Source organism: Salinimicrobium sp. TH3 (assembly GCF_026676115.1).
Classification (GTDB): domain Bacteria; phylum Bacteroidota; class Bacteroidia; order Flavobacteriales; family Flavobacteriaceae; genus Salinimicrobium.
Map to the genome: position 1 here is coordinate 342,623 of NZ_JAPONB010000002.1, position 21,085 is coordinate 363,707.

21 protein-coding genes are annotated in these 21,085 nt (G+C 41.6%); 9 read left to right on the forward strand and 12 right to left on the reverse strand.

The window, feature by feature from the left end; translation table 11 throughout:
- Positions 1 to 6 precede the first annotated feature (6 nt).
- Positions 7 to 828 (reverse strand): DUF8457 domain-containing protein, encoded by an 822-nt coding sequence (locus OU683_RS04810; RefSeq protein WP_268135796.1) that lies wholly within the window; start codon positions 826 to 828, stop codon positions 7 to 9.
- 99 nt (positions 829 to 927) lie between these two features.
- Here OU683_RS04810 and OU683_RS04815 point away from each other — a divergent pair, with 99 nt between their 5' ends.
- From OU683_RS04815 to OU683_RS04840, 6 genes are all read left to right on the forward strand, one after another.
- Positions 928 to 1,596 carry a thymidine kinase gene (locus OU683_RS04815; RefSeq protein WP_268135798.1) on the forward strand — a complete coding sequence of 223 codons (669 nt, stop codon included), beginning with the start codon at positions 928 to 930 and terminating at the stop codon, positions 1,594 to 1,596.
- Positions 1,568 to 2,677: an alanine racemase gene (alr, locus tag OU683_RS04820; protein WP_268135800.1), complete on the forward strand. Its 1,110-nt coding sequence runs from the start codon at positions 1,568 to 1,570 to the stop codon at positions 2,675 to 2,677. Before OU683_RS04815 ends, alr begins: the two co-directional genes overlap by 29 nt.
- Before the next feature lie 36 nt (positions 2,678 to 2,713).
- Positions 2,714 to 3,142, forward strand: a complete 429-nt coding sequence (mscL, locus tag OU683_RS04825; RefSeq protein ID WP_268135802.1) for a large conductance mechanosensitive channel protein MscL — start codon at positions 2,714 to 2,716, stop codon at positions 3,140 to 3,142.
- 330 nt (positions 3,143 to 3,472) lie between these two features.
- Entirely contained in the window at positions 3,473 to 4,462 is a 990-nt protein-coding gene (locus OU683_RS04830; protein WP_268135804.1) for an aspartate-semialdehyde dehydrogenase, read from the forward strand.
- Between the two features lie 132 nt (positions 4,463 to 4,594).
- Positions 4,595 to 6,772 (forward strand): prolyl oligopeptidase family serine peptidase, encoded by a 2,178-nt coding sequence (locus OU683_RS04835; protein WP_268135806.1) that lies wholly within the window; start codon positions 4,595 to 4,597, stop codon positions 6,770 to 6,772.
- 91 nt (positions 6,773 to 6,863) lie between these two features.
- Positions 6,864 to 7,832: an ABC transporter ATP-binding protein gene (locus tag OU683_RS04840; protein WP_268135808.1), complete on the forward strand. Its 969-nt coding sequence runs from the start codon at positions 6,864 to 6,866 to the stop codon at positions 7,830 to 7,832.
- A gap of 132 nt (positions 7,833 to 7,964) precedes the next feature.
- Here the strand turns inward: OU683_RS04840 and OU683_RS04845 are convergent, their stop codons facing one another.
- The 10 genes from OU683_RS04845 to pdxA form a co-directional block, all read right to left on the reverse strand.
- On the reverse strand, positions 7,965 to 8,420 hold the full coding sequence (locus tag OU683_RS04845) for a transcription elongation factor (protein ID WP_268135810.1): 456 nt from the start codon (positions 8,418 to 8,420) through the stop codon (positions 7,965 to 7,967).
- 2 nt (positions 8,421 to 8,422) lie between these two features.
- Complete coding sequence (gene mtgA, locus OU683_RS04850) at positions 8,423 to 9,088, reverse strand: monofunctional biosynthetic peptidoglycan transglycosylase (RefSeq protein WP_268135812.1); 666 nt, start codon at positions 9,086 to 9,088, stop codon at positions 8,423 to 8,425.
- A gap of 2 nt (positions 9,089 to 9,090) precedes the next feature.
- On the reverse strand, positions 9,091 to 10,206 hold the full coding sequence (locus OU683_RS04855) for an NAD(P)/FAD-dependent oxidoreductase (protein ID WP_268135814.1): 1,116 nt from the start codon (positions 10,204 to 10,206) through the stop codon (positions 9,091 to 9,093).
- Between the two features lie 23 nt (positions 10,207 to 10,229).
- Positions 10,230 to 10,601: a hypothetical protein gene (locus tag OU683_RS04860; protein WP_268135816.1), complete on the reverse strand. Its 372-nt coding sequence runs from the start codon at positions 10,599 to 10,601 to the stop codon at positions 10,230 to 10,232.
- 210 nt (positions 10,602 to 10,811) lie between these two features.
- Positions 10,812 to 12,158 carry an acetyl-CoA carboxylase biotin carboxylase subunit gene (gene accC / locus OU683_RS04865; RefSeq protein WP_268135818.1) on the reverse strand — a complete coding sequence of 449 codons (1,347 nt, stop codon included), beginning with the start codon at positions 12,156 to 12,158 and terminating at the stop codon, positions 10,812 to 10,814.
- Between the two features lie 42 nt (positions 12,159 to 12,200).
- Positions 12,201 to 12,698 (reverse strand): acetyl-CoA carboxylase biotin carboxyl carrier protein, encoded by a 498-nt coding sequence (accB, locus tag OU683_RS04870; RefSeq protein ID WP_268135819.1) that lies wholly within the window; start codon positions 12,696 to 12,698, stop codon positions 12,201 to 12,203.
- A 21-nt stretch (positions 12,699 to 12,719) separates the two neighbouring features.
- The gene (locus OU683_RS04875; protein ID WP_268135821.1) at positions 12,720 to 13,715 is read right to left on the reverse strand and encodes a beta-ketoacyl-ACP synthase III; all 996 of its coding nucleotides are present in this window, start codon (positions 13,713 to 13,715) and stop codon (positions 12,720 to 12,722) included.
- Positions 13,716 to 13,886: 171 nt separating this feature from the next.
- Positions 13,887 to 14,084 (reverse strand): 50S ribosomal protein L32, encoded by a 198-nt coding sequence (gene rpmF, locus OU683_RS04880; RefSeq protein ID WP_029033380.1) that lies wholly within the window; start codon positions 14,082 to 14,084, stop codon positions 13,887 to 13,889.
- 9 nt (positions 14,085 to 14,093) lie between these two features.
- Positions 14,094 to 14,630 carry a YceD family protein gene (locus OU683_RS04885; protein ID WP_268135824.1) on the reverse strand — a complete coding sequence of 179 codons (537 nt, stop codon included), beginning with the start codon at positions 14,628 to 14,630 and terminating at the stop codon, positions 14,094 to 14,096.
- Between the two features lie 96 nt (positions 14,631 to 14,726).
- On the reverse strand, positions 14,727 to 15,773 hold the full coding sequence (gene pdxA, locus OU683_RS04890) for a 4-hydroxythreonine-4-phosphate dehydrogenase PdxA (protein ID WP_268135826.1): 1,047 nt from the start codon (positions 15,771 to 15,773) through the stop codon (positions 14,727 to 14,729).
- 58 nt (positions 15,774 to 15,831) lie between these two features.
- Here pdxA and OU683_RS04895 point away from each other — a divergent pair, with 58 nt between their 5' ends.
- Complete coding sequence (locus OU683_RS04895) at positions 15,832 to 16,422, forward strand: riboflavin synthase (protein WP_268135828.1); 591 nt, start codon at positions 15,832 to 15,834, stop codon at positions 16,420 to 16,422.
- On the opposite strand, the gene OU683_RS04900 is transcribed toward OU683_RS04895, so the two are convergent.
- Entirely contained in the window at positions 16,403 to 16,726 is a 324-nt protein-coding gene (locus tag OU683_RS04900; protein WP_268135830.1) for a hypothetical protein, read from the reverse strand. The genes OU683_RS04895 and OU683_RS04900 overlap by 20 nt on opposite strands.
- 241 nt (positions 16,727 to 16,967) lie before the next feature.
- On the opposite strand from OU683_RS04900, the gene OU683_RS04905 reads away from it, so the two are divergent.
- A complete protein-coding gene (locus OU683_RS04905) occupies positions 16,968 to 18,029 on the forward strand; it encodes a transporter substrate-binding domain-containing protein (protein ID WP_268135832.1) in 1,062 nt (353 codons plus the stop codon).
- Positions 18,030 to 18,203: 174 nt separating this feature from the next.
- Positions 18,204 to 21,080 carry a M16 family metallopeptidase gene (locus tag OU683_RS04910; RefSeq protein WP_268135834.1) on the forward strand — a complete coding sequence of 959 codons (2,877 nt, stop codon included), beginning with the start codon at positions 18,204 to 18,206 and terminating at the stop codon, positions 21,078 to 21,080.
- Positions 21,081 to 21,085: the final 5 nt, after the last annotated feature.

Consider the following 21,085-nt stretch of genomic DNA (forward strand, 5'->3'; position numbering starts at 1 on the left):
AACCTGTTACTCGAAGTTCTTTTCTACTATAGCCAAAAACCGGCTTTCATAATCTTCTTTTCCTTCCCAGTTATTATAATCTGGTTTGACCATGTTAGCGACAAAATTAAAGGCTTCTTCTTTCGACCTGATGGTTATGAGTTGCGAAAGCACCCGGTTATAGTCGGAAGTACTTCCGTCAAATAGATGTTTCACAAAGGCCATGCGATCATTAAGACCAATATTTATTCCCTTTTTGAGGCGGTCATTAAGAGAACGTGGTTTATCCTGGGATGATCCTGCCCTGTTTACGGGCTCAAACTGCGGGAGGTTATCATAATGAACCCCTCCAATATCGTCCATGTCATTCTTCTTATAATCACGTGATTCAACATGGGCAAAGAGATCATCCACCTGCTGAGTTTCGGGTGGCATCTGGGCAACTATGTCTTTTATCTTTTCGGTATTGGGTTCTGTGATCTCTTCAGAATCATTGTACTCAAGACCGGTAGGATTGTAATCGTCAAATTCGGGAGAATTTTCTTCCTGCTTAACAGGTTCAGCCTGTTTTTTCGGCGTTTTTTCCTCCTGCTTTTTTTCTGCAGGTGCTTTTACTGTTTCCTTCTCTTCTTTTGGCGCTTCTACTTTCTGCGCAGTTTTCACTACCTCCTGCTGCCTTAATTCAGCAGCGGTATAAAGGTTTGATTCAGTAAAATTATAAACCGTTAATTTCTCGTACAACCTCCTGGCCAGTTCTTTCAACTCACCAGTAGAGACCTGTTCCTGGCCTTTTAAAAGAGCAACTTTTTCGGCCAAAGCTACTAATTCCTCTTTCAACTGCTTTTTCATAACTTTCATGCTTGCAACCCAAATGCGGTTGTATTTTTAATAAATTTGTGTCACCTTTATCAAAAGCGATGTCCGCTTTTTGGTGTTGAAAAATACAAAATGTTTCTCGAAAATACAGTAAATCATAAGGAGCAATTTGGGTGGATTGAAGTTATATGCGGTTCGATGTTCTCGGGAAAGACCGAAGAGCTTATTCGCAGGCTCAAACGCGCAAAATTTGCCAAACAAAAGGTTGAGATCTTTAAACCTGCAATAGATGTTCGCTATAATGAGGAGATGGTGGTTTCCCATGACTCCAATGAAATAAGATCCACGCCTGTACCTGCTGCCGCCAATATTAGGTTGCTGGCAGATGATTGCGACGTGGTAGGCATTGATGAGGCTCAATTTTTTGACCAGGAGATCGTCTCTGTATGCAATGATCTTGCAAACAGAGGTGTAAGGGTCATAGTAGCAGGTCTCGATATGGATTTTAAAGGTAATCCATTTGGCCCCATGCCTAATCTTATGGCCACAGCCGAATATGTGACCAAGGTACATGCCGTATGCACCCGTACAGGAAACCTTGCACAATTCAGTTATCGCAAAACTTCTAATGAAGACCTGGTGATGCTGGGAGAGACCGAAGAATATGAACCACTTAGCCGGGGTGCTTTTTATAAGGCCCGTTTAAAGGAAAAATTAAGAAATTTCGAGGTGAAAGACCCTGAGGAAATAAAAGATACAAAAAGAAGTGAGCATGCCGAAAGCCAGGGAGACCGTACTTGAGATTGACCTCAATGCCTTAGCGCATAACTACAATTACATAAGATCAAAAATTGATAAAGACGTAAAGTTCATGGCCGTGGTCAAAGCCTTTGGCTACGGAAGTGATGTCACTGGAATAGCCCAAAAACTTGTGGAACTGGGGGCCGACTACTTTGCGGTAGCCTATACCTCTGAAGGTATTGCTCTTAGGGAGGCTGGTATTGAAACACCAATTCTTGTACTCCATCCTCAGTCTGCAAATTTTGAAGCTGTAATTGACCATTGTCTCGAACCCAGTCTTTATAGTGAATTTGTGCTGGACGAATTCATTAAAACAGCCGAAAAGCAGCAACAAAAGAACTATCCGGTACATATTAAATTTAACACCGGGTTGAACCGATTGGGTTTTTCAGAAAAAGAAACTTCTGTAGTGAGAGACCTGCTAAAAAGAACATCGGCTGTCAAGGCAACCTCTTTCTTTTCTCATCTTGCAGCAAGCGAAGACTGGCGGGAAAGGGAATTCACCCTAATGCAGATCCATACCTTTCGCAAAATTGCCGTTAAACTATACGATGAATTGGGTTACAGGCCATTGTTGCACATTTGTAATACTTCGGGAGTTATAAACTATCCCAAGGCGCATTTTGATATGATTCGATCGGGAATTGGACTGTACGGGTTTGGCAACGATGAATCCGAAGATCAAAAACTTAAGCCCATAGGCACCTTAAAGACTATAGTTTCTCAAATCCATACTATGGAAAAGGGAGAAACTTTGGGGTACAACCGTGCCTTTACTGCCGAAAAAACCACCAGGACAGCTACCCTGCCTATTGGCCATGCCGATGGGATCAACAGGCAATACGGCAATGGCCGTGCCGGTGTCTTTATTAACGGTAAATATGCACCTATTATAGGAAATGTTTGTATGGACATGGTCATGGTGGATATAACAGGAATAGATTGCAAAGAAGGGGATGAAGTTATTATTTTTGGCGGACCTCAACATGCTACCGAATTCGCAGCAAAGGGAAATACAATCTCTTATGAGCTTATTACCGGCATTTCCCAAAGGGTAAAGAGAATACTCATTAATAATTAATCCTTATTTTTAACCTGCTAACTACAATTAAAAACTATGGCATTTTTTAAAGATTTCAAAACCTTTTTAATGAAAGGTGATATTATCGCTCTTGCTACGGCAGTAGTTGTTGGAGGTGCATTCAATAAAATAGTTTCTTCTGTTGTTGCAGATATTATCATGCCGCTAATAGGAGTAATCACAGGCGGAGTAGATTTTTCCCAGAAGTTCATCTCCCTGGATGGTAACGATTATGAAACACTTGACGCCGCAAAAGAAGCCGAAGCTGCTGTTCTCACTTATGGGAATGTGATCCAGGCAATAATTTATTTTATAATTGTAGCCTTTTTCATCTTCCTGGTCCTACGTGCTTATGAAAGGACAAAGACCAAGAAGGATGCTCCAAAAGTGACCGAGCCAAAAGGACCGTCCCAGGAAGAATTGCTTACAGAAATAAGGGATGAACTAAGGAAAAACAACAGGTAAATATTATGCTACAAGCACATAAGCTTCAAAAGATTGAGCAGGAATTTTTATATTTGCTTAAAGACATAACTAAAGACACGTAGTAACCGCTACGCTACATATCCTAATCCTAAACCCCCGTAGAAATCGGGGGTCTTTTTTTGCATTGACTTCATATTTAACAATATGTGCAAATTGGTTATAATAAATTGGAGTTCTTTATAATTTTCATTTCCCTGTTCTTTTAATTACAAGCAGTACAATACCTTTGCATCGTTAAAAAAAAGACCACGGGAGGGAGAGACCAATTAGATTTCCCAACCCTGGAAGGTCCTCTAAAAAATATACATTATGAAAGTAGCAGTAGTTGGTGCCACCGGGATGGTGGGACAGGTGATGTTAAAAGTGCTCGCAGAAAGAAATTTTCCGATAACCGAATTATTACCGGTAGCTTCAGAAAGATCTGTGGGCAACAAAATAAATTTCAATAATAAAGATTATGAAGTAATCGGCCTGGAAGAGGCAGTCGCACAAAACCCTGATATTGCCCTTTTTTCGGCGGGAGGGGAAACTTCTCTGGAATGGGCTCCAAAATTTGCAGAAGCAGGTACTACAGTGATAGACAATTCTTCAGCCTGGAGAATGCACCCAGAGAAAAAACTTGTCGTGCCCGAGATAAATGCTTTCGAATTAACCAAAGAAGACAAGATCATTGCCAACCCAAACTGTTCCACTATTCAAATGGTTATGGCTCTTGCTCCCCTGCACAAAAAGTATGGAATTCAAAGGGTAGTGGTCTCGACCTATCAGTCTATTACGGGAACAGGAGTGAAAGCCGTTCAGCAATTAGAAAATGAATATAAGGGGGAACAGGGCGAAATGGCTTATCCTTACCCAATTCACCGCAATGCCATCCCTCAGTGTGATGTTTTTGAAGCAAATGGTTACACCAAGGAGGAGATGAAACTCACCAATGAGACCAAAAAGATCCTGAAGGATAACAGTGTCGAAGTTACAGCTACTGCTATTCGAATTCCTGTAGTTGGCGGCCACAGCGAATCTGTCAATGTTACCTTCAAGAATGATTACGATATTAATGAGGTGCGAAGAATCCTCCAAGATTTTCCCGGCGTTACGGTGCAGGACAATACAGATGTCAATACTTACCCAATGCCTATTTATGCCGAAGGTAAAGATGATGTTTTTGTGGGACGCATTAGAAGGGACCTTTCTCAGCCAAATTCGCTAAACATGTGGATCGTAGCCGATAACCTGCGTAAGGGTGCGGCAACCAATGCGGTACAGATAGCCGAATATCTAATTGAAAATGACCTTGTTTAGAAAATAAAGGTGTCAAAAGTGACATTTTTAAGAAGCTTTATTTTTAAGGTTGATATTCCTGTGCAGCCTGTTTATTAGCATACGATTTAGCAGAAAAATACCTATTTTAGGACCTGTATTAAATTTTGAGAAATGAAGAAAACCATAATTACCGTAATCGCTGCAGGAGCATTAATCTCTTGCGGAAGTTCACAACAACAACAGCCGGAACCACCCGTTCCCCCAACACCTCAAACCTCCTTAACTGCATTGGAATATCCTGAAACCCGCAAAGGCAATACTGTAGACACATACTTTGGTACCCAGGTACAGGATCCATACCGCTGGCTGGAAGATGACCGCAGCGCAGAGACCGAAGCTTGGGTAAAAGCACAGAATAAGGTCACATTTGATTACTTAGACCAAATTCCTTTTAGGGATGAACTTAAACAGAGACTAACCGAACTCTGGAACTATGAGAAATTAAGTGCTCCCAATGAGGAAGGTGGCTGGATCTACTTCAGTAAAAATGATGGACTCCAAAACCAAAGTGTTATCTACCGTAAAAAGTCTGAAGATGCCACTCCTGAAGTATTTTTGGATCCGAATAAATTCAGTGAGGACGGCACTACTTCTCTCGCCGGAATGAATTTTTCTGAAGACGGAAAAAAACTGGCTTACAGTATATCTGAAGGTGGTAGCGACTGGAGAAAAGTAATTGTCATCGACGCCGAAACGAAAGAGGTTATTGAAGATACCCTTATAAATGTAAAATTCAGCGGAATTTCCTGGAGAGGGAATGAAGGATTTTACTATTCAAGCTATGATAAACCTGAAGGAAGCGAACTTTCAGCAAAGACAGATCAGCACAAGTTGTATTACCATGAACTGGGAACACCCCAAAGTGAGGATAAAGTGATCTTTGGTGCTACTCCAGAGCAAAAACATCGCTACATAGGTGGAAACGTGTCTGAGGATAACCGTTATCTGTTTATTTCGGCGAGGAGTTCAACTTCAGGAGGAAAGCTTTTCATGATGGATCTTACCAAAGATAATCCTACCATTGATACTATTGTAGGACATGAAAAGAACGAGAGTTACGTGATCGACAACCGTGACAGCAAACTCTTTATTGTCACCAATATGGATGCGCCAAACAGGAAGATCGTTACTGTTGATGCTGCAAACCCAACTCCCCAAAACTGGAAAGACCTTATCCCTGAGACCGAGAATGTTCTTAGCCCCTCTACGGGTGGCGGGTACATTTTTGCAGAATATATGCAGGATGCAGTTTCAAATGTAAAACAGTATGATTACGAAGGAAAACTTGTTAGAGAAGTCGAGCTTCCGGGAATTGGTACCGTAGGCGGCTTTGGTGGTGAAAAAGATGAAAAAGATCTTTATTACAGCTTTACTAACTACGTCACTCCCGGCAGCATTTATAAATACAATGTTGAAAACGGAACCTCTGAACTATACAACAGCCCTAAAGTGGCTTTTAATCCGGATGAGTACACCAGTGAGCAGGTATTTTACACCTCAAAAGACGGTACTAAGATCCCAATGATCATCACTTACAAAAAAGGGACTAAAATGAATGGGAAGAACCCAACCATCCTCTACGGTTATGGGGGATTTAATGTAAGTCTTACCCCTTCCTTTAGCATTGCGAATGCAGTATGGATGGAACAGGGAGGAATTTACGCTGTACCTAACCTTCGCGGAGGTGGGGAATATGGAAAAGAATGGCATGACGCGGGTACTAAAATGCAGAAGCAAAATGTTTTTGACGATTTTATTGCAGCGGCCGAATATCTTATAGAAAATAATTACACCTCCAGAGATTACCTCGCTATTAGGGGAGGATCTAATGGAGGACTTTTAGTGGGAGCTACCATGACCCAGCGTCCAGATCTTATGAAAGTGGCTTTACCTGCCGTAGGAGTGCTGGATATGCTTCGCTACCACACTTTCACCGCAGGTGCGGGATGGGCCTATGATTACGGTACTTCTGAAGAAAGTGAAGAAATGTTCAATTACATAAAAGGATACTCTCCCGTTCACAATGTGGAAAAAGGAGAGGAATATCCTGCCACCTTGATCACCACAGGAGATCATGATGATCGCGTTGTCCCTGCTCATTCCTTCAAGTTTGCTGCCGAGCTTCAGGAAAAGCAGGCGGGAGACGAACCGGTGTTAATAAGGATTGAAACCAATGCAGGCCACGGGGCAGGAACTCCTGTGAGTAAGACCATTGAACAATATGCAGATATTTTTGGGTTCACGTTATACAACATGGGCTTTGACCGTCTTCCAAAAGATGAACAATAAATATTAGTATATTTTATTACCTCTTCAAAAAGCCTTCTCACGAAGGCTTTTTGCTTTTAAAGCCGTAAATTTACTGTCCAATTGAAAGAACATGCTTAAGGTTAAAAACCTCTCTTTTGCTTACAGAGATAAGCCGGTTTTAAAGAACCTGAGCTTTAATATTGAAAAAGGGGAAAACGTCTCAATAATTGGAGCCAGCGGTTGTGGAAAAAGTACGCTGCTCCAGTCCATCTATGGGCTCCACCATGTGGACGGTAAAATTTATTGGGACGAAGAGCAATTGCTGGGACCAAATTTCAATATAGTTCCCGGCGAAGATTTCATGAAGTACCTCACCCAGGATTTCGATCTCATGCCACCCTTAAGTGTAGCCGAGAATGTGGGCAAATATCTTTCTAATGCCTTTCCACGGAAAAAGCAGCAAAGGGTAAATGAACTCCTGAAACTGGTCGAAATGAAGGAGCTGGCAAGGGTAAAAGCAAGATTATTAAGTGGAGGGCAACAACAACGGGTAGCACTTGCGAGAGCCCTGGCAAAATCGCCTGAAGTTTTACTCCTGGATGAACCCTTTAGTCACATTGATCATTTTAGAAAGAACAAACTCCGCCGCAACCTCTTCACTCACCTAAAACAAGCCGGCATCACTGTTTTGGTTGCCACACACGACAGTACCGACGCCCTCTCATTTGCCGATAAGACCATCGCCATGAAAAATGGTAAAATCATTCAAATAGGAGAGCCTAGGGAGCTTTACAATAACCCTAAAAATGCCTACGTAGCTTCCCTTTTTGGAGAAGTGAACGAGCTGCCTGCATCCCTTTTCTTCAAAGAATTACCTGCACGAAAAAGGGTGGTGTTGTATCCTCATGAAATTCAAATTACAAATAGTGGAAATTTTAAAGCGAGAGTGAAAAGATCATTTTTCAAAGGCAATCGCTTCCTTTTGGAGGTTGAGGGAGAAGGAGAAAATATTTTACTTGAATCGACTCGTGATATCCTTCCCAACAAAATGATTCACCTTTCCTTTAAAGAAGAACTGCTGGAAAAAAGGTTGAGGTAGTTTAAGAACTATTAGCGTTCCTGCATAAGACCAAATTCTTCTATCGGGACAGACATCCCTGGTGTTGTAACTCTAATTTGGATATAATCCCGACAGGAGAAATAGTTAACTGCGTAACATCCTGGGTGAGGATTAAATTATTTTATTTATTCGTAGCTCCCTGCCATTAAAGGTAACAGTATCCCCTTCAGTATTTCCGTTTAAAGCCTTTGCTATTGGAGAACCAGCTCCCACTGCATAGTATTTCTCTCCTTCCACCGTTAATTCACCTGCCGGAATCGCAATAAAATAATTTGCTAAAGAAGTCTTGACCACACTTCCAAAACCGGCAGCAGTATCCTTTCGTTTTTCAGGAATCATGCGCAGTGTTTTTCGCAATTTGCTAAACTCTTCATGCTGCCCGGCCAGCTTTTCGAACTCCAGGTGAAGCATGGCACGTCCTGTCTCATATTTGTCGCCCATGGAACATTTTGTTTCCAGTTTGAGTGCAGCTTCGAGATCTTTAATGGCATGCTGTACCGTATGAAGTTTTGACTCTACATATTCCTCACAGGCTTTTATAAGTTGTTTTTTTGTTGCGGTACTCATTACTAAAGTTCTAAAGGCCCCAAATTCCTCATTTGCCGAACTATCCATGCCTGTCTTCCCTGTATGTAGCTGCTGGCCGGTTTGGCCCTGTACTGCCTAGGATTGGGAAGAATAGCTGCAATGGCTGCTGCCTCATAAGCAGTAAGATTTTCTGCGCTCTTTCCAAACCAGGCTTGAGCGGCAGCCTCGGCACCATAAATGCCCTGTCCCATTTCAATGCTGTTAAGGTACACCTCTAAGATCCTTTCTTTACTCCAAAACAGTTCTATCCAAAAGGTAAAATATACCTCCAGACCTTTCCTGAACCAGCTTCTCTGAGGCCACAAAAAGACATTTTTTGCAGTTTGCTGGGAAATGGTACTTGCCCCTCTTACTCTCTTGCCTTTCTTGTTGTCCTCCATCGCCTTCTGAATAGCCTCATAGTCAAAGCCGCTATGAACGGGGAAATTTTGATCTTCACTCGCTATCACCGCAAGCTTCAGGTTATCTGAAATCTTCTCCATAGCCACCCAGTCATGGTGAATATCTTCTTCGGGGTTTTCAAAATATCTTATGGCCATAAGCGGAGTAAAAGGTACCGGTACCCACTTATAAATAATAACCATGAGAATACTGAAGAGGAACAGGCCCAGCACAAGTTTCAGTAAAAATCTGAAGAATCTTTTCATACTTAATCTATTAGATCGGCAAGTTCTTTACCTACGAGGCTACCAATTGCAACTCCCATTCCGCCGAGACGTACCCCGCAAAACACATTTTTGGATACTTTCTTGATCACCGGTTTCTTTTGTTCCCCCACTCCCATTATTCCGCTCCAGCGTCTTTCGATCCTGAAAGGGGTACCGGGTAAAATTGTATTTTTTAATAGGCCTTCAAGCCGCTGCTGAATAAGAGCAGTGAGCGCAAGCTCTGTAGTTTCTTCACCTTTAATATTAAGGTTCCTGCCACCTCCTAATAGAATCCTGTTGTTAATATTCCGGAAATAATAGTAACCTTTTTCCAGGTGGAAAGTTCCCTTTATATGTAAATCTGGAATGGGTTCTGTGATCAAAACCTGTGCGCGGGCGGGTTTCACTTCAGGGATTCCCAGTTGTGCAGCAAAACCATTGGTGGCAATCAATAAATTACCGGTGTAGAAGCTAAAATGCTCGGTCTCTACCTCAACTGAATCTCGTCCTTCCACAAAACCATTTACAGTGACCGAATTTAGGATCTTAACTCCTGCTGCATGCACCTTTTGTAATAAGGCATTCATCATTTTTCCCGTGTCCAGCTGCCCCTCAAATTTGTTAAAGATCAAATTATCCTGAACTTTCCCAAAGCCAAACTTGTTGTTGGTTATGCTAAAAACATCCTCTCCAAAAATGGGATTTAAAAGGGTGTTTACTTTTGCCATTTTTGACACGCAGGTGTCAAATAGTTTTCCTTCGTTTTGGGTGAAAAGTTCGTACCCGCCATTTACCTGAAGATCTATATTTTCGCTCCCCAGGTTTTCCCTGAGTAGATCAAGACCTTGCATTCGCTTCCTCACAAGGGCCACCATTTCCTCTTCGGAATGATGTTCCAGGTCATCAAGGATTTCGCTAAGACTACCAAAACAGGCGAAACCTGCATTTTTGGTACTTGCCCCATTAGGCAAAAGCCCTCTTTCCAGGACAACGATCTTAGCTTTGGGATACCGGGTTTTTAGCTCCAGGGCACAGTTAAGACCTGTGATCCCACTGCCAACTATTGTAAAGTCAATATTTGAGAACCAGGAATCATGTTCCCAATAGGAAAAGCTCATAAAATATCATTTGGTAGCCAAAGTTATTCTTTTTTTGCCTCTTCAGGTTTCTCTCTGGAAAGTTTAAGAGGTACGAGTGCTCCACCTTGCCTTAATGAGCCGGAAAGTTCCTCTTGCTTTAGTTTTCCTTTAAAATGAAATCCTCCAAGCTTTGGTGCCTTTACCTCCAATACATCATCTTCAAAAGTTGTAGCCTCAACCGGAATATCAAAAGCATTTTGTGCCTGACTGTCTAAGGTAGTGGTATAGCCATTCCCAGTTTCAGAAATATGAAAGACAATTTCCATATTGCGCTCCTGCACCATCAATTCGCCATACCAGTCGCCGGTAATCTCCTGTGCACTTGCAGAAATGCCGATGAACAAAAGAAATAGTGCTAAAAATAACTTCTTCATAAATTTTAGATTTAAAGAATTAATTAGGACGCTTATTTTGCTCCGGCTACCACGGTAGATATACATTTCTCTTAAGGTAAGAATTTATTGATAAACCTTGAAAAAGAAACTTTTTACAATAAATTTCTGAAGAAGAAAATGAATCTTTTAAATGCCTTTTTCAGCTGAAAGAGGATAAAAAAAGCCCCTTCTAAAAAGGGGCTTAAAAAGTTATTCTATTGGCTTCATCTTGAAGCTCTCCATAAACTTGGTTGAGTAATTCCCCGCTACATAATCGGGTTCATCCATCAACTGCCTGTGAAATGGAATTGTAGTTTTTACCCCTTCGATCACAAACTCATCCAGGGCCCGTCTCATCTTGCTTATAGCTTCTTCGCGGGTTTGGGCAGTAGTAATTAGTTTGGCGATCATCGAATCGTAGTTCGGAGGGATCACATAGCCACTGTAAACATGGGTGTCTATTCTTACCCCGTGACCTCCCGGCGCATGCAGGTTGGTGATCTTCCCGGGAGAAGGTCTAAAGTCATGGTAAGGATCCTCTGCATTGATACGGCATTCGATAGAATGCAACTGCGGAAAATAATTCTTTCCAGAAATTGGCACTCCTGCCGCAACAAGGATCTGCTCCCTAATAAGGTCGTAATCTATCACCTGTTCGGTGATAGGGTGTTCCACCTGGATACGGGTATTCATCTCCATGAAATAGAAGTTCCTGTGCTTGTCCACAAGGAATTCAACTGTACCTGCACCTTCATATTTTATAAATTCGGCTGCTTTTACGGCAGCATCTCCCATTTGCTTCCGGAGTTTATCGGTCATGAAAGGAGAAGGAGTTTCTTCTGTAAGCTTCTGGTGACGGCGTTGCACAGAACAATCTCTTTCTGAAAGGTGACATGCTTTTCCCGAGCTGTCTCCTACGATCTGGATCTCTATGTGACGTGGCTCTTCAATAAGTTTTTCCATGTACATCCCGTCATTTCCAAAAGCGGCACCTGCTTCCTGCCGGGCAGATTCCCATGCTTTTTTCAGATCTTCCTTTTTCCAAACGGCACGCATTCCCTTACCTCCGCCTCCGGCCGTAGCCTTGAGCATCACAGGGTAACCCATATCTGCAGCAATTTTTTCGGCCTCCTGCAAAGATTCAAGGATCCCTTCAGAGCCAGGCACGCAAGGTACTCCTGCAGCTCTCATGGTAGCTTTTGCCGTGGCTTTGTCCCCCATCTTCTCAATCATTTCGGGACTGGCGCCTATAAATTTTATTTGATGTTCGGCACAGATCTTTGAAAACTTGGCATTTTCTGAAAGAAATCCGTAACCTGGATGTATAGCATCTGCATTGGTGATCTCTGCAGCTGCTATGATATTTGACATTTTTAAATAGGAAAGGTTGCTGGGAGGAGGGCCAATACAAACGGCTTCATCGGCAAAACGCACATGAAGACTTTCGGCATCGGCCGTGGAATAAACCGCCACGGTTTTAATGCCCATCTCCCTACAGGTGCGAATAACGCGCAAGGCGATCTCTCCCCTGTTGGCAATCAATATTTTTTTAAACATACCTGTATAGTTTTGGCTTTAAGGTAAACTGCTTACAGCAATTTAAGACGGATCTACTAAAAATAACGGTTGATCAAATTCTACCGGTGAAGAATCATCCACCAATACTTTTACGATTTTACCGGAAACTTCACTTTCAATCTCATTGAAAAGTTTCATGGCCTCTATCACACAAAGTACATCTCCCACTTTTACAGAGTTTCCAACTTCCACAAAAGGTTCTTTATCTGGAGATGGTTTTCTATAGAAAGTTCCAATGATAGGTGATTTGATCGTGATATATCCTTTGTCTTCCTCACCACCAGCTGTATCACCGCCGCCAGATGGTTTACCCTCCTGCTGCTGTGGAGCCTGCTGTTGCTGTACAGGTTGTTGCATTTGGGGTGCAGATTGCATAGGTACCTGTTGCAAAATCGTGGTTTCCTTATCGTCAGAGCCGGTTTTGATGGTGATCTTTATATCATCCATTTCCAGCTTTACTTCACTGGCTCCAGACTTGGCCACGAACTTGATTAGATTCTGAATTTCTTTTAAATCCATAATATTTAGTGTTGGGTGTTTTTAAGAATTATAAGCCCACTTAAGGTAAATAGAACCCCAGGTGAAACCTCCTCCAAAGGAAGCGAAAATTAAATTATCTCCTTTTTTGAATCGTTTTTCAAAATCGTTTAATAATAACGGCAAGGTAGCCGAAGTTGTATTACCATACCGCTGAATGTTCATAAGTACTTTTGAATCATCAAGTCCCATTCGGCTGGCAGTGGCGTCTATGATTCGGCGGTTGGCCTGATGAGGCACCAGCCAGTTCACATCTTCATTAGTCAGGTTATTGCGCTCCATGATTTTGGCACTTACATCAGCCATATTGGTCACGGCAAATTTAAATACTGTTTTTCCATCCTGGTAAACGTAGTGCTGCTTATCGGCTACGGTTTGTGCGGTGGCAGGAATAAGTGAGCCACCGGCAGAGATCTTCAGAAATTCTCTCCCTGATCCATCACTCCTAAGAATCTCATCCTGAAGTCCCAGACCTTCATGATTAGGCTCAAACAAAACAGCACCGGCACCATCTCCAAAGATAATGCAGGTAGTTCTATCTGTATAGTCAATTATTGAAGACATTTTATCGGCTCCAATGACGAGAACTTTTTTATATCTGCCAGACTCAATATAGGCTGTTGCGGTAGACATTGCATATAGAAAACCAGAGCAGGCCGCCTGCAAGTCATAAGCAAATGCGTTTACAGCACCAATTTCGGTAGCCACATAAACTCCTGTTGCCGCCACAGGAAGATCGGGGGTAGCAGTTGCTAAGATTACCAGATCGATCTCTGAAGGATCTATTCCCGATTTCTCAATAAGATCTTCGGCTGCCTTTATAGCGAGGTAGGAAGTTCCTTTATCTGAATCTTTGAGGACGCGGCGCTCCTTAATACCTGTCCTCGAAGTAATCCACTCATCATTGGTATCAACCATGGTTTCAAGAATCTTATTAGAAAGGACAAATTCCGGCACATATCCGCCTACAGCTGTAATCGCTGCTGTTGTTTTATTCATAAAAATGCATTTAATGCCCCTGTATCCAATCTAGATTGCTGAAAAACAGCAAATTACTAATTGATCAAAATACAGCGGTGCAAATTAAGGTGTTTTTAGCACTTTATCAACTTAAAACAAAAAACTCTCACAATGTGAGAGTTTGGTATATGGTTTCAAAGCTCTTAATTACTAAGCTTCTACTTCTTCTGTATTATCGATCAAAACCTGACCACGGTAATATAATTTACCTTCATGCCAGTGAGCTCTGTGGTACAAATGAGCTTCTCCTGTAGTAGGATCTGTCGCTATTTGTGGAACAGAAGCTTTGTAATGCGTTCTTCTTTTATCTCTTCTCGTTTTCGAGATCTTTCTTTTAGGATGTGCCATGGCTGCGTATTATTTATCGTTTAATAAATTTTTCAATTTGTTCCAGCGGGGATCAATATCCTCCTCTGTTTTAGTCTCCTTTTCCCGCGGACTTAATTCGTCCAGTTTTTCAAGTACATCAGACTTTAAAGTGCCGTCCAGCACTCCAGGATGAACTCTTTTTGACGGAACGGACAATACCAACATTTCATAAATATACTGTTGAATGTTTACCTCGTACTCACCATGCGGCAAGATCAAAATATCCTCATTATCATCATTATATTCATGTCCAAACTTTATGACCAGTAACAATTCACTTTCGATTGGCTGGTTATAAGGTTCATTGGTAAGGTCGCAATAAACGTTTACCGTTCCCGATGCTTTAAATGTGAGCTCCATCATCGTAGATTTTTTCTCCAAAAGGAGGTCTACCTTAATGTCGGCACTATTAAATTCATCGTAGTCAAAATGTTCAAAGAACTTATTGTCAATGTCGTACTCGAACTGGTGTTTGCCTTGTTTAAGACCCACAAAAGGGATCGTAAACTCCTTTAGTTTCCTCATTTCATCATCAGTTTCAAGTGCCTACCCCTCAGGATAAGGCGGGTGCAAAGATATAAAAATTAATGAATTGCCTATTCTTTATAAACAAATTTTTGTTTATATCTTTTTACTCTGTTTTTTCAACACATTTTGGGTGAGCTCTTCATATTCCTGGCGGCTTTTGAAGATGTCCATTCCTTTAAATACTGCTTCTTTAAATGAATGGTGATCTGCTTGATTTTTTCCCGCAATCTCATAGGCCGTACCATGATCGGGCGAGGTGCGTACCTTGTTAAGACCGGCCGTGAAATTCACTCCGCTTCCAAAGGAGAGGGTTTTAAATGGAATTAAACCTTGATCATGATAGGCAGCAACAATAGCATCAAAATTCTTATAGTTACCCGATCCAAAAAAACTGTCGGCAGAATAGGGGCCAAAAATGAGTTTTCCCGAGTTCCTTAGTTTCTCCAGGGTAGGTTTCATGATCTCCTCATCTTCTTTTCCAATCACTCCGCTATCCCCGCTATGCGGATTAATCCCAAGCACCGCAATTTTAGGCTGCTGAACTTTAAAATCCTGCTGAAGGGTTTTATGAATGATCTTTATCTTCTTTTCAATCAACTGTGGAGTAATTGCTGCAGCCACGTCCTTCACTGCCACATGATCTGTCAATAATCCCACTTTAAGGCTGTCGGTGATCATGAACATTAGGCTGTCGCCACCGAGTTCCTTTGCCAGATAATCTGTATGTCCAGGAAACTTGAACTCTTCACTTTGAATGTTGTGTTTATTTATGGGCGCCGTGACAAGAATATCTATTTCCCCATTTTTTAAAGCATTGGTAGCTGCCTGCAGGGAAAGAAAAGCATATTTCCCCCCCTCTTCAGTCTCTTCTCCAAAATTCACGGGAACATTTTCCTTCCATACGTTCACCACGTTGAACTTATTGTCAATAGCCTGTGCGGCTTCATCGATTCCCTGGAAAGGAATATCAAAATTAAGTTTCTTCTTTATAAAAGTAATAGTCTTGGCCGAAGCAAAAACTACAGGAGTACACAGTTCCATCATCCGGGCATCCTCAAAAGTCTTAAGCACAATCTCGCTCCCAATCCCGTTGAGATCCCCTATACTAATTCCCACTCTTATTTTGTCGGATGATTTCATAATGATTCCCTGTATTTATCCTAATTTTATACCTGCAAAGGTAATTAATAATAAGAGAATGTTTACAGGCATCATTGAAGAACTGGGAGTAGTAACAGCACTGGAAAAAAATCAGGAGAACCTGGATATAAGTATAAAAGCAAACCTGGCTTCAGAGCTTAAAATTGATCAAAGTGTGGCCCACAACGGGGTTTGTTTGACCGTAGTGGATGTATCCAATGTGGAATATAAGGTTACCGCCATACAGGAAACCCTTTCCAAAACCAATTTAGGAGAACTTAAGCAGGGGGATATAGTAAACCTGGAGCGCGGTATGCAACTTGGGGCAAGACTGGACGGCCACATAGTACAGGGCCATGTTGATCAAACTGCCCTTTGTACCGGGGTGGTCGTAAAAAACGGTAGCTGGGAATTTACATTTGAATATGATCCCGGTTTGCAGAACATCACCATTGAAAAAGGCTCAATTACAATAAACGGGGTGAGTTTAACAGTAGTAAATTCAAGAAAAAATAGCTTTAGCGTCGCCATCATTCCTTATACTTTTGAACATACTACTTTCAAATTAATCAAAAAAGGTACAAGAGTGAACCTTGAGTTTGATGTCATTGGAAAATACGTAAAGAGGCTTACTGAGCTGAACTCTTAAGATTTTCCTCTTTATCAAAATCTTCCACCTCTTTATCAAACCTTATAAGATAAAATGATCCAAGAGCCACTCCGGCCAATAAGAGAGGCAACAAATAATCATTTATAGGCAAACACAAGCCCGGAGGAGGTGGAGGTGGACTTCCCTGCCCCGGGTTATCAGGACGATCACAGGGTCCCTTGCCTTCCGGTGGTCCATTCCCATGCTGGGCCATCATTGGCTCTGGAGGAGTTTGGCTGTAAACGACAAAACTAAATCCGGCTACAGCAAAGATTAAGATCCAGTAATTTATCCATTTACCCATGATCACAATATTCTAATATTTAAGAGTAATAAACAAATTGCCGCTAATCAATTTTAGTTTTTCTTTTCATATTTCTCCTAATATCAAAAATATAAAATAAAACATCGCTTTTTCCAAACTATTCATGGAATGAACAATCATTTGCCAAAATACTTCCTACATGACTATATTATTTCACTAGATATATTCTAAACACCTGCTTTTCCAGAATTTTATAAATTGGGGGCTACAAACGAGCCTTATGAACAAAATATACCTTCTATTCATTTTCTTTATTATCTGTTCAACAAGTAAAGCCCAGGATTCCCTGGAAATTACTCAGGAAAAAATTATTATTGGGTTAACCGAAGCCCCTCCTTTTGTTATGAAAAACGGAGGTGATTTTTCGGGTCTTAGTATTGAATCCTGGAAGCTTGTCAACAAGCAACTGGATACCGAATATGAATTCAGGGAATTTCCAAACCTGGAAAGCCTGTTGCAGGCCTTAGAACAGGGAAGCGTAGACCTCAGCATTAACCCTATCACTGTAACCGATCAAAGGATGCAACGAATGGATTTTTCGCAACCTTATTTTATCTCCTATACCGGCATTGCCCGCCAAAGCGGTTCTTCTGTATGGAGATATCTATCTAACATTTTTAGCTGGAACTTTTTTTCTGCCATACTTATTCTTGTGGGAGTGATCTTTATCTTCGGCTTATTGGTTTGGATTTTTGAGCGTAAAAAGAATAAAGAAGAATTTGGTCCGGGAGCTAAAGGTATTCTACAGGGTTTTTGGTGGAGTGCAGTCACCATGACCACGGTAGGTTACGGTGATAAATCTCCCCGCACTTTTGGAGGTAGGTTTATAGGATTTATCTGGATGTTCATGGCTATCATCATGATCTCTACCTTAACTGCCGGGATTGCTTCTTCTCTTACTGTCCAGAACATTCAGGATGATATTGCCTCTGTAAAGGATCTAGAAAGATTTAATGTATACACAGTGAAAAGTTCCAGCGCACAGGAACTCCTGGAGCAGTATGGTATTAATTCTTCTAAAATTTCCAGCGCCGATGAAGGTCTGGAAGCGCTATTGGAAAACGACAATAATGTGCTGGTCTATGATAAACCTATCTTAAGCTATCGTATAGAAGAAAAAGGACTGGAGGAAGAACTGGCAGTATTGGAAAACACCCTCAAAAAGGACTATTACAGCTACAGCTTTCCCCACAATTCAGATCTTTTGGATAAGATCAACCCTATCCTCATAGGAACCCTGAAGTCCATGGAGTGGAATAGTCTTGTTGCTGAATATAAGTAACCTTATACCTAAATTTTTTCCAAAATCAGATTGAGAAGTTATAAGAACAATACATCCTTCTTTTAACTTTTTATCAAATTCAGAAACTATATGTAACAGTATGCCTGAAAATCAGACATATTAGTATCTGGTATTTATTATATTTAGCAGCATTTTAACTAAAACTAACAAAGTATGAAAAAATTAAGGTTTGTCGCAATGGCTCTTTTTATGCCGTTGCTAACTGTATCCTTTGTCTCCTGTGAACAACTACAGGGACAGGAAACAGAAGCAGTCCAGGACCAGGGATTGTCCATTGATTATGAGAAATACGAATTGGATAACGGGCTTAATGTGGTGCTCCATCAGGATGAGTCAGATCCAATAGTATCTGTTGCCATACAATACGGCGTAGGATCGAACAGGGAGAAAAAGGGCCGTACCGGTTTTGCACACCTGTTTGAACACATGCTGTTTCAGGAATCCGAAAACGTTGCGCAGGATCAGTTCTTTAAGAAGATCCAGGACGTGGGGGGAACTCTTAACGGTGGTACCTGGCAGGATGGAACTATCTACTACGAGGTAGTACCCCAAAATGCACTTGAAATGGTGCTTTGGCTGGAATCTGATCGTATGGGATATTTTATCAATACTGTAACCGAGTCTGCCTTTGCCAACCAGCAGGAAGTCGTACAAAACGAAAAACGCCAGCGGGTAGACAATAACCCCTACGGTCATACCAACTGGGTAATAGACAAGAACCTTTTTCCTGACGGGCACCCGTATAGCTGGCAAGTGATCGGGGAACTGGAAGACCTGCAGAATGCGACCGTAGAAGATGTGAGGGAATTCTACGACAGGTTCTATGGTCCCAATAACGCTACGCTTGTAATTGCCGGAGATTTTGAAAAGGATGAAGCCAAGAAATTGATTGAAAAATACTTCGGGGAGATCAAGAAACGTCAGGAAGTTGCCCCGCTTGAAGTTCAGAATGTTGAGCTTTCAGAAACAAAAAGGCTTTATCACGAAGACAATTTTGCTACCGCACCTCAGCTCAATATGGTGTGGCCAACAGTAGAACATTATACTGAAGATGCTTATGCACTTGATTTCCTTGGGGAGATCCTATCCGACGGAAAAGAAGCACCGCTTTATGAAGTTTTGGTAAAAGAAAAGGAACTGGCTTCAGAACCACGTGCTTTCAACAGTTCAGAACAAATTGCCGGAAAATTCCGCATCATGGTTACCGCTAATGCAGGGGTGGACCTTGACAGCGTAGAAGCAGGTATTGAAGAAGCTTTCGACAGATTTGAAAAAGAAGGTGTAACCGAAAAGGATATTGAGCGCATCAAGGCAGGTCTTGAAACAGATTTCTACAATGGAATAAGCAGCGTGCTTGGAAAATCCTTCCAGCTTGCTCAATATGATGTTTTCACTGGCAATCCAGGGTATATCGAAAAAGATATTGAGAACATCAAAAAGGTGACTAAGGAAGATGTGATGAGGGTTTATAACACCTACCTTAAAGATCAACCTTATGTAATGACAAGTTTTGTTCCTAAAGGGCAAACCGAACTTATTACTGAAAATTCTGATAGAGCCCAGGTTGTAGAGGAAGAGATCAGCGAAAATGTAGAAGCAGAAGTTGCCGAAACAGAAGAAAAAGAAATTGAAAAAACTCCGTCAAAAATTGACAGATCGACTCCTCCTGCAGTAGGGGAAACTCCGGGTCTAAATGTTCCCAAATCATGGAATGTAGAGCTCGAAAACGAACTTGAAGTGTACGGGATCGAGCAGAATGAACTTCCACTTGTAAACTTTAGCTTAGTTATCGAAGGCGGACATTTACTGGACGACCTCAGCAAAAACGGAGTGGCCAATTTAATGACCGATATTTTGATGGAAGGAACTGCCAATAAAACTCCGGCAGAACTTGAGGAGGCTATTGATCTTTTAGGGGCAAACATATTTATGTATACTACCAATGAGTCTATAGTTATTAGAGGTAATACCCTTACCAGAAATTTTGAAGAAACGATGGAAATTATAGAGGAGATCCTGCTTGAGCCAAGATGGGACGAGGAAGAGCTTGCACGAATCAAAACAAGCACTATCAACTCTATTAAAAGGAATGAAGCTAATCCAAACGTAATTGCCGGCCAGGTGTACGACAAGCTTCTTTATGGTGAAAACCATCCATTCGCTTATCCAACTTCGGGTACTGTAGAGTCTGTAGAGGCGATTACCATGCAGGATCTTAAGGATTTCTATAACAACTATTTCTCCCCAACGGTGAGCCGCTTCCACGTTGTAGGTGATATTTCGAAAGAAAAGGCCGTAGAAGCCCTGGATGATATTAAGGACAACTGGGAACCAAAGGAAGTGACCATTCCTGAATTTGAAGTAGTGACCAACAGGGATAAAGCTTCTCTTTACTTTGTTGATGTACCGGGTGCAAAACAGTCGGTGATCAATATTGGTTACCTTGCCCTGCCTCGTACCAGCGAAGATTTCTTCCCTGCCGAGGTTATGAACTACAAGCTAGGAGGATCTTTTTCGGGTAATGTGAATTTGGTTCTAAGGGAAGAAAAAGGATACACTTATGGTGCCCGCACCGGCTTTAGTGGTTCCAAAATTCCCGGTACTTTCACAGCTGCTTCCAGTGTGCGTACCAATGCTACGGGAGAATCTGTTGGTATCTTTAAAGATGAGATCGCAAAATACAGGGAAGGTATAACTCCCGAAGATCTTGAGTTCACTAAAAATGCTCTTATCAAGTCCAATGCCCGTCGTTTTGAGACACAGGGATCACTGCTTGGTATGCTTCAGGAAATGAGCGCTTATGACCTTCCAGTCGATTATATTGAAAAGGAGGAGGAAATAATTCGCAACATGACCCTTGAGCAGCATAAAGAGTTGGCTCAAAAATATCTTGATGAGTCTAAAATGGCTTACCTGGTAGTGGGAGATGCTGCTACCCAATTTGAGCAGTTCAAGGATATGAACTTTGATGAAGTTAAACTAATCAATAAAAAAGGAGAAGAAGTAGAGTTTACTGAGCTAAAACCCTAATCCTA

Excerpts from the sequence above, each read along its gene's own strand:
- OU683_RS04810 (WP_268135796.1), bottom strand. The coding sequence starts at position 828 with ATGAAAAAGCAGTTGAAAGAGGAATTAGTAGCTTTGGCCGAAAAAGTT.
- OU683_RS04815 (WP_268135798.1), top strand. The coding sequence starts at position 928 with ATGTTTCTCGAAAATACAGTAAATCATAAGGAGCAATTTGGGTGGATT.
- alr (WP_268135800.1), top strand. The coding sequence starts at position 1,568 with ATGCCGAAAGCCAGGGAGACCGTACTTGAGATTGACCTCAATGCCTTA.
- mscL (WP_268135802.1), top strand. The coding sequence starts at position 2,714 with ATGGCATTTTTTAAAGATTTCAAAACCTTTTTAATGAAAGGTGATATT.
- OU683_RS04830 (WP_268135804.1), top strand. The coding sequence starts at position 3,473 with ATGAAAGTAGCAGTAGTTGGTGCCACCGGGATGGTGGGACAGGTGATG.
- OU683_RS04835 (WP_268135806.1), top strand. The coding sequence starts at position 4,595 with ATGAAGAAAACCATAATTACCGTAATCGCTGCAGGAGCATTAATCTCT.
- OU683_RS04840 (WP_268135808.1), top strand. The coding sequence starts at position 6,864 with ATGCTTAAGGTTAAAAACCTCTCTTTTGCTTACAGAGATAAGCCGGTT.
- OU683_RS04845 (WP_268135810.1), bottom strand. The coding sequence starts at position 8,420 with ATGAGTACCGCAACAAAAAAACAACTTATAAAAGCCTGTGAGGAATAT.
- mtgA (WP_268135812.1), bottom strand. The coding sequence starts at position 9,088 with ATGAAAAGATTCTTCAGATTTTTACTGAAACTTGTGCTGGGCCTGTTC.
- OU683_RS04855 (WP_268135814.1), bottom strand. The coding sequence starts at position 10,206 with ATGAGCTTTTCCTATTGGGAACATGATTCCTGGTTCTCAAATATTGAC.
- OU683_RS04860 (WP_268135816.1), bottom strand. The coding sequence starts at position 10,601 with ATGAAGAAGTTATTTTTAGCACTATTTCTTTTGTTCATCGGCATTTCT.
- accC (WP_268135818.1), bottom strand. The coding sequence starts at position 12,158 with ATGTTTAAAAAAATATTGATTGCCAACAGGGGAGAGATCGCCTTGCGC.
- accB (WP_268135819.1), bottom strand. The coding sequence starts at position 12,698 with ATGGATTTAAAAGAAATTCAGAATCTAATCAAGTTCGTGGCCAAGTCT.
- OU683_RS04875 (WP_268135821.1), bottom strand. The coding sequence starts at position 13,715 with ATGAATAAAACAACAGCAGCGATTACAGCTGTAGGCGGATATGTGCCG.
- rpmF (WP_029033380.1), bottom strand. The coding sequence starts at position 14,084 with ATGGCACATCCTAAAAGAAAGATCTCGAAAACGAGAAGAGATAAAAGA.
- OU683_RS04885 (WP_268135824.1), bottom strand. The coding sequence starts at position 14,630 with ATGAGGAAACTAAAGGAGTTTACGATCCCTTTTGTGGGTCTTAAACAA.
- pdxA (WP_268135826.1), bottom strand. The coding sequence starts at position 15,773 with ATGAAATCATCCGACAAAATAAGAGTGGGAATTAGTATAGGGGATCTC.
- OU683_RS04895 (WP_268135828.1), top strand. The coding sequence starts at position 15,832 with ATGTTTACAGGCATCATTGAAGAACTGGGAGTAGTAACAGCACTGGAA.
- OU683_RS04900 (WP_268135830.1), bottom strand. The coding sequence starts at position 16,726 with ATGGGTAAATGGATAAATTACTGGATCTTAATCTTTGCTGTAGCCGGA.
- OU683_RS04905 (WP_268135832.1), top strand. The coding sequence starts at position 16,968 with ATGAACAAAATATACCTTCTATTCATTTTCTTTATTATCTGTTCAACA.
- OU683_RS04910 (WP_268135834.1), top strand. The coding sequence starts at position 18,204 with ATGAAAAAATTAAGGTTTGTCGCAATGGCTCTTTTTATGCCGTTGCTA.